The following is a 9,596-nucleotide window of genomic DNA, read 5'->3' as shown; positions in this document are numbered from 1 at the left end:
TCGATTGCTTTTTGCTATTCGTAGAAGTTTGCTCGTTCGATTGCTTTTTGCTATTTGTAGAAGTTTGCTCGTTCGATTGTATTTTGGTATTTGTAGGAGTTTGCCCTTTTGATTGTATTTTATTGTTATTATTGAAATTATTTTGATTCTGACATGCTGAAAGAAGTGATAAAAGAAATACTACAAAAATGACAAAACAAATATTATTTTTCGAAATTTTCATTTGATTTTACCTCCTAAATTAAAGGTTAAAACATAGCTTTGTTATTCCGGTAAACAGAAAGCTATCTATTCACTATTTTAATACAAATTTCGATAAAAAATATATTTACATAATAAATATCTTATTTTCGAACAAAAATGTCATATATTATGAGTTATTGATGTGTTCGTTTTACCAATAATGCATGATTAAATTGAAAGTCTAATTCTTCAATATAAAATCTCAGGAGACTATTATATTGATATGATGAGGCAATTACTCCAATCACTTCAACGCGATCTTGCACATCTTTTTCTAAAAATCTATAAAGCTCTTTCCCGATACCTTTTTTGCGATGAGTCTGCATAACATATATTTCATCTAGTTCAAATGCTTTTTCACCAATTTTATTATATGAGGTATTTTCTGTTTTAACACATATATGTCCAAAAGCATACGCAACAATACAATTATCCTCAACAGCCAAATATATGTCTTTATTAATAAAATCGGTTGGATCATTTTTATAATATGATGGGCAACAATTTTCATTAGCCCATGCTTCTGATAACTTAAGTAATTCCTCAAGGTTTTGATCTTGTTCTGTTAATCTAATTTTTTTATATTTAATCATTTTATTTCCTTATTTTTGACATCAATACGACACTCTCAACATGGATTGTTAGGCTAATTTTGGAAACTGGTCAAGAAACTTAATTTTCCTCACGTAATCAGGGTTCTTACGCTTTGTTTCAGCTTATTTTTTCAATCTTAATTAGGCTATTTTTCAAAATTACAGCCCTATAGTAATTTTTCTCCTAATGATTGGAAAAGTTTTTTAGAATAGTTGCATCATCATTTTCTTTTGTTGAGTCTGCTGAATAGCAAAAACTTATACTACAGTCGTCTTTGTAATATTTGAATAAGTTCTTTCTGAGCAGTTTTGTTTTATCGGCATTAAACTCGCTTCTATTTTTTCCCTCAGGGTTTCTTTTGACACCAGTGCAATAAATTTTGTTTGGATCTTCCGAATCGCTTTTGCTTAGCGAACGAAGCATCGCTTGTTTTTCTAGAACCGAAGGTTGGAGTTTAATCTCAGTAGGAATACATCCACCTAGTCTTTCTGTAAATTGTTGAAGTATATTGCCTAAATTAGGAGCATATTCAATGCCAAAGTATTCTCTTAATGTCTTCGCATCGATAATTAACTCTCTGGAATTAGCTTCCACAATCAAAGGGTCATCTAGATTAGTTTCTTTCATAAACTCTAATTTCACTAAAGCATATCGGTCTATTCTTTTTTCTCCACCAACAAATCTTTTTACCAAGACAATATAGTTAATACTTTTATATCGAAACGTGAAGGTACAAATTGTCCACCCTTTATTCTCCATATCTTCTTTTAATAGTTTTAAGTTTCCAAGCATACTTCTATCTCCCTTTACCAACACTTCTTCAAACTATATTTCTTACTCTTTCTGTGCATCTTCCCATCTTCTCCAATCTCTACATTACTCCGAGCCGCCATCTCAAGCTCAACCGCTTCAAACTTCTCTTTAGAAATAATTCCGGTAGATTGAGCATTTTCTTTTTTATTTTTCTAATCATTTCATCACCTCTATAACTTCAAATTTATCTAGCTCTATTATTTCAAATATATCCTAGCTCATATAGTTATAACAGTAAATATTACAATCTTGTAATTACAGTATTTCTATTAAGCTTAACATTGCCTTTTCTCTTTACATATTCTTCAATATCAAACACATTCTTCTTGTCATAATCTTCTAAGAAATAATGTTTATGTAACGATCTCTTGCCGTAATAGCGTGATTCATTAATATCTTTCATCTGAAATTATATGCTCTACTCCACTATGCTCCGATTTAAGATATTCTTTCATAAATATCGGGTAAGCCTTGAACTTATCAAGCTCATCTATAGGTAACCAATGCATTGTCTCTTTAGCACCTGACTCTGTAGTACTATGGCTCGTAAAATCTCTTTTGCCAATGGGCTTCATCAAGTAGTAGAATGTAAGCTCATGGAAGTCTACTCCTTTTAAGCCAGAGCTTCCGATGAAGAAGTTCTCATGTATCACGGCAAGTTGATCGACTTCGTAATTAAAACCTGTCTCTTCAAATACTTCTCTCTTCACGGCTTCTTCTGATGTCTCGCCCATGTGAACTGCTCCACCAACCGAGTAGTAATAGTCATCCTCATCATTTCTTGCAAGTAGCACGCATCCATCTTCTACTATGATGGCTGCTGCTCTATATCTAAATGCTTTTTTTTCGTTAATAAATCCACAATTATGTTCCATAGTTTACTCCTTTATTTTTTATCTAATGACTGTGACTTATTGTTCAAATGCAAACAAGTTTCCAAGCTGAATTGAAAATCCAAGTGATTGATACATTTGTATATCACATTGTGCACAAGCAACGGTCATTTAACTTATTGCACTCGACCCCAGAGCGTTGATATCTTCCCCAATACAGCCAAAACACGCTCAAAAACCACGCAAAGCCAACTTACATCCATTGTATACTAAACCTTTTAACGATAGCACTCACTAAGCCTTGCTATGCAAAGGCAAATTTGCACCCACCTAATCTACACGTGACATCAATACGATACTTTCCACGTGCGTTGTTTGTAGGAACATATCAATAGATTTGCTTTATTTCCCTCTAGTCAGTTCTTTCTTTTTTTTCAATAAGCTTTGAAATTCATCATCTAACTCTTGCGAAGGTTCCAAGGTCAATCTGCCCAGTACGTCATATATTTTAGTTTCAATTAGTAAAAGTTGGTCATTATTGTTAGACTTTGTTTTATTATCTAACCACTCTTTATATGCCTAGTATGGTCCATCTAATACTATTATCTTACCATTTTTTATATCAATATTTTTGTAGCTATATTTTTTACTAACATTCGATCGTGAGTAACAAATAGAATCATTGCATTATAACTTTTCATTAATGTTTCTAGCGCTTCTAAAAATGCAATGTCTAAAAAGTTAGTCGGTCGGCTCATCAAAAACGAGCATATTCATGTCACTTAAAAGTAGTCTTGGATTATCAACACTTATTTGTACAATTTGAAATCGAACATATTAAACTAAAACTAACTAATATACATTAGCTAATCTTCTGTGCCTATATTCAACTGGTGATAAGTACTCTAAAGACCCATGGATTCTTAAGTTATTGTACCAATAAATATATTCTGATAGTTCTAATATTGCTGGTTTGAATTTTTAAATTTATTCTTGTATATGAACTCTGTTTTTAATACCTTGTTAAACGCTTTAGCGACTGCGTTATCATAAGGACTACCTTTTTCACTTAACGATCTTTCAATCCCAAATATGTCTAGTATTCTATCTATACTTTTGTTATCGAATTCTCGTCCTCTATCTGTATGAAATATTTTTATTCTATTTATTGGATACTTTATTGAATAAATCGCTTCTTTTACTAGCTTAGTGCTTTTCTTTTTTTCTTCTGAGGATTCTATTACTTCTCTGTTATGTAAATCTATTATTGAACAAATGTAGTTCCAATCATTTCCTACTTTAACTTAGTTTAAATCGCTTATACAGGCTTCTAAAGATGATCTATCATCAAAGTGTCTAGCTATTTTGCTTTTTACTGCCTTGTTGTTATAAGTATTTTTTTCTACCTTGTATTGTTTGACAGTGTAACTTGGTATTAGGGCATGTTTTCGCCTTATTTTACATGTTTTTCTTCTTGATGTTATTATGCCTTTTTCTTGTAGTTCTACTTTGATTTTTCTTGATCCATACGCATTTTTGATTTTTCTAAATATTTCTTTAATTGTTTTTTCTAAAAGCTCTTCAGTTTTTAGGCTATCTTTTGATTCTTCTTTGTTTATATGATAGTATAGTAAGCTTCTTGAATTTCCCAAAAACCTACACATTGCACTAATACTGTATTTATCCATATTTGCGATAATGAGTTTTACTTCTCGCCTAGAAGTAGTGCTGCTTCCTTTAAAATGTCATTCTCCATTTTAAGCGCCTTACTTTTTTTCTTAGTTTAATTAATTCTTTTTCTTCTTCAGTTCTTTTATCATCAATGTCAAAAGACTTTGACTTGTTGTACCTATTAGCCCAGCCTCTTATTGTTGAAGGTGCTATCTTGTACTCTTCTCCCAATTTTCTATATGTGTAGTTTTCTTAATTAAAGATTTCTGCTATATGCTTTTTAAAATCTTCTTCATAGTGCTTTCTCAATTTAATGTAGCAATACAAGTTTTCTCGATTACGTCGGTCCTTCCATGGAAACTTGGCTAGAAGAAGCCGCTTCATGGACCAAATTCACAGCTGAAATCAAAAAGAAAACAGTCAACGTAGTCCATGAAAGAATAGAACACAAGCCAGCAGGCATCGGGAACAACTACGATACTCTCGTCAAATACAGAAACGGTATGCTTGTCAAATACTAAGACTTCGCAAAGATTATAAAATTTAAAAGTAAAACAAGCAAAATCTCCCGATTGTTTCGGGAGATTTGTCTTATGTTAGCTTTTTGGGGGTTTTGAATTAAATTTTCTAATTTCGTTTATCGTTTTATCTATAACATCACTACACAAGTTTGAGTACAGCTTTTTATCTCCAATTATATAAAATTCTTTTTTTGCTCTAGTTGCTGATACATTCATTATGTTTGGATTTTCAGATCCCATTGCCCAGTTTGCAGCTCCCTTACTTTTTTCATCTGCTCCTAAAACCAAGAATACTATTGGTGCTTCTTTTCCTTGGAATGTGTGTACTGTTCCTACATTTGTCGGACTGTGTTTACTGTCATATCTTGTAAAGTTGAGATCTGTTGCAAGTTTTCTGGATAAATTATATGCAACATTTTTAAACGGCGATATTACATAGACTTGGTCTTTCTTAGTTTTATCTAGAATGTCTTTATTGGTTTCTGCTAATTTCTTGATTTTTTCTACCAATAATTCACCCTGTTCTTTTACATACTTATTATCCGCAGATCCTCCAACATCATACCATTCTGCTTTTCCGTCTGATTTATTTCCTTGAACCATGTTACCACCATAAGAGATTTCATTTGATATGTTGAACATTGGATACTTGCAACGTCTGTGTACCCATAAAGGAATTCCTATCCAATCTTCAAGATTGTTGATACCTTTGTAAAATCCATATTGACTAGCACTGTCAATCAAAGTTTGAGTAGATGCATCTTCTGATAGATAAGCTTGTCCAACTCCATAATTTTGTCCCAATAAACTAAGTATATATGAGTCTAATGTTAAAACTGGTTTGATTTGGGCTGGATCTCCAACTGCCATAACATGCTTACATCTAAAAATCGCTCCAACGCTTGCTTGAGGCAAAGCTTGTCCTGCTTCATCAATGAATAAATGTCCCAAAGAATTTGCTTGAATATTTGAAAACATCCTTCCCATACTTGCAAATGTGGAACTTATAACTGGAACTGTCATGTTAATCCAATTCCACGCTTCTTGTATAATAATATTTTTATCCAAGTAATTTTGTTGTTTGTTCCATATTCTAGTTGCAGCTTCAATATTTTTTATATTTTCATATAAGAATTGTTTGCGAACTTTCAGTGCAACTATGAATAGTTCAGACTGAATTCTACGATACTCTTCATCAAACCAAGGATTACTCATTTGCAAATCATCATATGGCAATGAAAAATCTAACACATTAACATCTGTATTTACTAATACAGATTTCATATCTCTTATTTTTGCTTCTAGTTTTTTGATCTCTTCATCCTCATTTTGAATCGCTTGAACAATCTCTGAATTTTTATCTTCGATAAGCTTATTTCCATAAGAAATTTGATCTTCGATATGTTTTAAATCTTTTATAAAAGCATCTATCTTTAATTTTGTCGTTTTTTCTTGGTCTAATATTTTTATTAAATCGTCAGAGTATTTCCTCATCTGCTCATTATATGTTTTTTTCCTACTGAATTGGAAAAATCCTGGCTTTTGTAATTTGAGGACATCAATGCTATTTTCAATCATTTTTTTATTTTCACTTATATTTGACGAATCGTTTTTCAATTCATTTACTTTTTGATTCAAATTACTTTTGTTCAAATATAATTCTTCTAATTTCAAATTAACATTATTTTTTAAATTACTGAACTCGCTTTCTCTGAATTTTACATTTTTACTGAATTTTGATTTTTTGTTTAATAATTCGTATTCAAATTTTTCTAAAGAGAAGTATTTATCCGATATCTCTTGTCTCTTATTTCTATAAGATAATGCTTCATTATATTTTTTCTCAAATTCACTATAGACATTATTATCAGAAATATAATTGTTTTTTAAATCATCAACCACATATTTTAATGCAGTAATTATGTACTGCATGTTTTCTTTTCTTCCACCTTCAAGAGAAAACAATCCCCAGAATTTTTCATCTAATTGTTTCTCGGCTTCTAATTTCTCTATATATTTTCCATTTTCTTCTACCCATTCTGTTGAAAGTTTAGAATTAGAAATGTCTTTAAAATAATCTACTCTTTTTATTTCATCTACCAATGAATTGTCGATTTTGGATATCAGTGGGAGTTCATCTACAATGTTTTTTACAGCTCCATTATTAGAACTTGCAACAATAATCCCATTTTCTGCTATTTTTGCTGGAAGTATACCAATTGAAGCTTTGTGTGATCCGTTTTCCCAATAAACAGTCTCGTCATTTCCCGTAATTTTTTTGTTTTTTAGTTTTGTGATTTCATAGGATTGATCTACTAATAATTGTGCAAAAATGTCTCTCAAAAGTGTTGTTTTCCCTGTTCCTGGAGGTCCATTTACACTTCTCATATTATTAGAATCATATCCTAACGACAAATTGATTGCGACTTGTTGCATAAAAGATGGTGCATATTGTATATTACTCGGAAATCTAGACAAAGGATAGTTGTTTGGCTGTAAAATCTCTGTAAAAATATATTTATTAAACTTAGGAGAAGTGATTCTACTATCTAAGTCTTTTCTATTTGAAAAATTCCCACGCAAATAATCATTCAAGTTTTTCGAATGAACAGATTTCGCCTTTTGCAAATCATTAATGAAAAATGAATGTAGATTAATTGCATCGTTCTCCAAATTTTTCAAAGGCTTCATTCTACAATTATCAATATCTATTTTATTGGTTTTTAAAATGCCCAGTATAGCCTTATTGAACCAATCTTTATAAGATTTATTCTCTGGACATTCAAATACTTCTTGAATTTTCTTTTTGAAATCTTCTTCATATTCCCTAAACTCTTTTTCCGAAGGAATTTTATGAAAGTTTCTAATATAAAAGCTTTCTGTTAAAAAAGTCATATCATTATTTATCTGCAAATCCTTATTGAAATACAGTGTAAATGAAAATTTGTTTCCTAAAGTGATTTCTTGATTGGATACTGGAAGATTGAATTTATCTCTCAAAAATTCAATTACTTCTGTAAATTTGAAAATATCAAAATATACAACTATCCCACCTTTTTGGTATGTATTTAAATTAAGATATTTGATCTTTTTCTTAAATACATCATAGAAATTATAATCTTTAAGATCTTGAAAAGTTAAAATATTCTTGTCACTTAAATTAATATCTCCCTCCGATAAATGCTCCACCATAATCCATGATTCTAGTATTTTTTCTTTTTGATTCATGTTAGGCTCCTTTGTTATTTGATCTTATGATTTTTGTTCTATAATTTTATATGCAATTTGTCAATTATCATAGCCTTGTTTATTTCACTATCCTAATCTGTCTTTTCTTGCAAGGCTTCATTAGCTTTTAATATCTTAATTTTAAAATTATCAATCTTAGATATTATTTAAATCATTCCAAAATGCTCTAAACCATCTTATATTGCTTTTTCTTTCTCTTCTGGGCAATTTGGTACTCTTTGAATGCCCTTTACTGATTCTACTTATAGTTTCAGAGTACTGTTTTTCAGTGCTTGTTTCTCAGTTCCAAATCTAGTAAAGCTTTTTTCATATCTAGACCGCCTGCATAACCTACCAATTTCCCATCCAAGCCGATGACCCTGTGACAAGGTACAACAATTGAAATTGGATTTTTATTGTTTGCCATTCCTACTGCACGACTTGCTTTTGGATTTCCTACTGCAACTGCTATTTTTTTATATGTGCTTGTTTCACCATAAGGGATATGCGTTAATTCTTCCCATACTTTCTTTTGGAATTCTGTTCCATTTATCTCATACTTGATATCGAATGTTTTTCTCTTACTATTAAGGTATTCCATAACCTCATTATATACCAAGTCGGTAAATTCCGTCTTTTTCCCATAGCCGCTTGTTTTGTCAATTTTTTTAAGTGAGATTAAAATATCTCCCTCATATTCAGTTTTTAGAAACCCAAATGGAAATTCATATATAGAAAAATCCATTATTTTTAACTCCTTATACTGTTTTTGCTTTGAATTTTATACTTTCTACAAACAATACACTCTTCTATATTCAACAAATTCTTAATAATTTACACGCTTAATCTAATTTAAGTTATTAAAATAATTCAGTATCTATCTTTAAATAATTACTAATATTGAGATGCAAGTTCATAAAATTGATTTTTTAATTTAATTTTCTATTTTATAATTTTCCTGCCAAAATTTTTCTTTATTCATACCAACACCTTCCGGCATTTGTTCAAGGGATTGTCCTAATTTTTGATATTTAACTATTTCTCTAATTTCTACCAATGCTAGCCCATGTGACGCTCTTGAAAAAAACTCATCGTGATATTCGACTGGCATTATTTCTATTTGAATTATATATCCCTGATTAATATATTTATCTATTATGAATTGAACTAATTTGGAAAAATTATTATTTAAGTACATATAGATATGACTGCCTCCTGAACCAAGTAGTCTATACGAGATGTTTGTAGATTTCCCAATATATAAACATGTTTTAATTTCATCTCTTATAGCAAATATTTTGTATACTCCAACTAAATTTTTATCACTTGCTAGTTCTGGCGAGAAAATTATATCCTTTCTTTTTGCCATCTCAATTTTTTTCTATATTTCTCATATTAAACTTTTCTCCATAAATTTAAATTATATTTTTATCTACTTATGCTGAGCAATTGACATAAAATTGATATAGGTTTAAATGCTCTAATCAAAAAGTAAAAAGAATTAGATTAATTTAACTTCTCTTTTAGTTAATTTCTCTTATCCGCAATATTCCAGACAGTGTCTTTTAAATTACATCTCATTAATTCTATTTGATAAAATTATAATTACATCAACAACTTTATCAAACTTCAGATCTCCAATATACTTATTTTCACTGAGATATACTTCCCACAAGGATCTTAGGTAAGAATC

The 9,596-nt window shown here is 30.3% G+C and carries 8 protein-coding genes and 3 pseudogenes; 1 reads left to right on the top strand and 10 read right to left on the bottom strand.

All coding sequences use genetic code 11. The annotated features are described in order from the left end of the window. The 6 genes and pseudogenes from Q0X02_RS07625 to Q0X02_RS07600 all read right to left on the bottom strand — a co-directional run. The coding region (locus tag Q0X02_RS07625; RefSeq protein WP_297813924.1) for a hypothetical protein at nt 1–223 on the bottom strand (223 nt) is incomplete at its 3' end. Between the two features lie 154 nt (nt 224–377). After that, nucleotides 378–836, bottom strand: a complete 459-nt coding sequence (locus Q0X02_RS07620) for a GNAT family N-acetyltransferase (RefSeq protein ID WP_297813921.1) — start codon at nt 834–836, stop codon at nt 378–380. Nucleotides 837–1,020: 184 nt separating this feature from the next. Then, nucleotides 1,021–1,629, bottom strand: a complete 609-nt coding sequence (locus tag Q0X02_RS07615; protein WP_297813919.1) for a DUF6037 family protein — start codon at nt 1,627–1,629, stop codon at nt 1,021–1,023. 262 nt (nt 1,630–1,891) lie between these two features. Next, nucleotides 1,892–2,014 (bottom strand): annotated as a pseudogene (locus Q0X02_RS07610) (conjugal transfer protein); the annotation flags it as partial. Nucleotides 2,015–2,039: 25 nt separating this feature from the next. Next, a complete protein-coding gene (locus Q0X02_RS07605) occupies nt 2,040–2,525 on the bottom strand; it encodes an NUDIX hydrolase (RefSeq protein ID WP_297813916.1) in 486 nt (161 codons plus the stop codon). An 810-nt stretch (nt 2,526–3,335) separates the two neighbouring features. Continuing rightward, nucleotides 3,336–4,463 (bottom strand): annotated as a pseudogene (locus Q0X02_RS07600) (IS3 family transposase). Between the two features lie 44 nt (nt 4,464–4,507). Here Q0X02_RS07600 and Q0X02_RS07595 point away from each other — a divergent pair. Further along, nucleotides 4,508–4,675, top strand: a complete 168-nt coding sequence (locus Q0X02_RS07595; RefSeq protein WP_297813913.1) for a hypothetical protein — start codon at nt 4,508–4,510, stop codon at nt 4,673–4,675. A 75-nt stretch (nt 4,676–4,750) separates the two neighbouring features. Here the strand turns inward: Q0X02_RS07595 and Q0X02_RS07590 are convergent, their stop codons facing one another. The 4 genes and pseudogenes from Q0X02_RS07590 to Q0X02_RS07850 form a co-directional block, all read right to left on the bottom strand. Next, a complete protein-coding gene (locus tag Q0X02_RS07590) occupies nt 4,751–7,903 on the bottom strand; it encodes a DEAD/DEAH box helicase (protein WP_297813910.1) in 3,153 nt (1,050 codons plus the stop codon). Between the two features lie 286 nt (nt 7,904–8,189). Continuing rightward, nucleotides 8,190–8,648, bottom strand: a complete 459-nt coding sequence (locus Q0X02_RS07585) for a methylated-DNA--[protein]-cysteine S-methyltransferase (RefSeq protein ID WP_297813908.1) — start codon at nt 8,646–8,648, stop codon at nt 8,190–8,192. Nucleotides 8,649–8,837: 189 nt separating this feature from the next. Continuing rightward, on the bottom strand, nt 8,838–9,272 hold the full coding sequence (locus Q0X02_RS07580; protein ID WP_297813905.1) for a hypothetical protein: 435 nt from the start codon (nt 9,270–9,272) through the stop codon (nt 8,838–8,840). Between the two features lie 201 nt (nt 9,273–9,473). Further along, nucleotides 9,474–9,596, bottom strand: a pseudogene (locus Q0X02_RS07850) (nucleotidyl transferase AbiEii/AbiGii toxin family protein); the annotation flags it as partial.

The sequence above is a fragment of the uncultured Finegoldia sp. genome, from assembly GCF_947252345.1.
Lineage (GTDB): Bacteria > Bacillota > Clostridia > Tissierellales > Peptoniphilaceae > Finegoldia.
Note: the sequence above shows the minus strand (reverse complement) of the source record. Positions and strands in the feature narration are given on the sequence as shown.